The sequence below is a fragment of the Pseudomonas agronomica genome, from assembly GCF_025917275.1.
Classification (GTDB): Bacteria; Pseudomonadota; Gammaproteobacteria; order Pseudomonadales; family Pseudomonadaceae; genus Aquipseudomonas; species Aquipseudomonas agronomica.
On sequence record NZ_JAOSHO010000730.1, the window covers coordinates 1 to 1,945 of the forward strand.

Consider the following 1,945-nt stretch of genomic DNA (forward strand, 5'->3'; position numbering starts at 1 on the left):
GCCGGCGGAAGCGAAGTCCACCGGGTAATACAAGCCGTGCTCTTCTGCCTTGTTCTGCAATTGTTCGGTGACCACGCCCGGCTGGCACACCGCGGTGCGGTCGGTGAGGTTCACGTCGAGCACCTGGTTCATGTAGTCGAATGACACGACCACTTCGCCGTTCGCCGCCACGGCGGCTGCGGAAAGCCCGGTACGCCCGCCTGATGGCACCAGCGCGATCTTGTGCGCGTTGGCCCAGCGCACGATGGCCTGGACTTGCTCGGTGGTCTTGGGGAAAACGATGGCGGTCGGCGCGGGAGCGTAATGCTTGGTCCAATCCTTGCCGTAAGCGTTCAGGGAGTCGGCATCGGTCAGGACCTTGCCAGGCTCAACCAGGGTCTTCAGCTCATCTATCACGGCAGGATTGGTCATCGACAGAACTCTCGAACAATTCATGGTCATCCTGAGAACGCTTCACGTCGCAGGAATGAGTGTTTGCGGGGTGCATATGCTAGCATACCGACCCCGCAGCGTAGTGCCCAACGGCTGTTCTGCGGCGACGGCTGTCACGCCGGTCGGGCCAGCATGCGCTGTCCGATTCCCTGCCATTTTTCTCCGGGACACAGGTTTACGCAGATGAGCAAGACTTCTCTCGATAAGAGCAAGATCAAGTTCCTTCTTCTCGAAGGCGTCCACCAATCGGCTGTCGACGTCCTCAAGTCGGCGGGCTACACCAGCATCGAGTACATCACCAGTTCTCTGCCGGAAGCCCAGCTCAAGGAAAAGATCGCCGATGCTCACTTCATCGGTATTCGCTCCCGTACTCAACTGACCGAAGAGATCTTCGACCACGCCAAGAAACTGGTGGCGGTCGGCTGCTTCTGCATCGGCACCAACCAGGTTGACCTCAACGCGGCTCGCGAGCGCGGCATCGCGGTGTTCAATGCGCCGTACTCCAACACCCGTTCCGTTGCCGAACTGGTGCTGGCCGAGGCGATCCTGCTGCTGCGCGGCATTCCCGAGAAGAACGCTTCCTGCCACCGTGGCGGCTGGATCAAGAGCGCGGCCAACTCCTTCGAGATCCGTGGCAAGAAGCTGGGCATCGTCGGCTACGGCTCGATCGGTACCCAGTTGTCGGTACTGGCCGAAGGCCTTGGCATGCAGGTGTTCTTCTATGACACCGTGACCAAGCTGCCGTTGGGCAACGCCACCCAGGTCAACGACCTGCATGAGTTGCTGGGCATGTCCGACATCGTCACCCTGCACGTGCCGGAAACTCCGGCCACCCAGTGGATGATCGGTGAGAAGGAAATCCGCGCCATCAAGAAGGGCGGGATCTTGATCAACGCCGCTCGCGGCACTGTGGTCAAGCTCGATGCCCTGGCCGAAGCGATCAAGGACAAGCACCTGATCGGCGCCGCGATCGACGTGTTCCCGGTGGAGCCTCGCTCCAACGACGACATCTTCGAAAGCCCGCTGCGCGGCCTGGATAACGTGATCCTGACCCCGCACATCGGCGGTTCCACCGCAGAAGCCCAAGCCAACATCGGCCTGGAAGTGGCGGAGAAACTGGTCAAGTACAGCGACAACGGTACGTCGGTTTCGTCGGTGAACTTCCCGGAAGTGGCCCTGCCGGCTCACCCTGGCAAGCACCGCCTGCTGCACATCCACGAGAACATCCCGGGTGTGATGAGCGAGATCAACAAAGTTTTCGCGGAAAACGGCATCAACATTTCCGGTCAGTTCCTGCAGACCAACGAGAAAGTCGGCTACGTCGTGATCGACGTCGATGCCGAATACTCGGACCTGGCGCAAGAGAAGCTGCAGCACATCAACGGCACCATTCGTTGCCGCGTGTTGTTCTGATCAGACTGGGCTTGCAAAAAAAACGGGAGCCCCGCAGGGGGCTCCCGTTTTTTTGCCTGAAACAACCTTCAAACCCTGTGGGAGCGAGCTTGCTCGCGAT

2 protein-coding genes are annotated in these 1,945 nt (G+C 60.0%); one reads left to right on the forward strand and one right to left on the reverse strand.

The window, feature by feature from the left end; all coding sequences use genetic code 11:
- A partial coding sequence (locus tag OC610_RS26610; RefSeq protein ID WP_264432200.1) for an FAD-binding oxidoreductase occupies positions 1 to 411 on the reverse strand: 411 nt, incomplete at its 3' end.
- Positions 412 to 615: 204 nt separating this feature from the next.
- Here OC610_RS26610 and serA point away from each other — a divergent pair.
- Entirely contained in the window at positions 616 to 1,845 is a 1,230-nt protein-coding gene (gene serA, locus OC610_RS26615; protein WP_039592617.1) for a phosphoglycerate dehydrogenase, read from the forward strand.
- Positions 1,846 to 1,945: the final 100 nt, after the last annotated feature.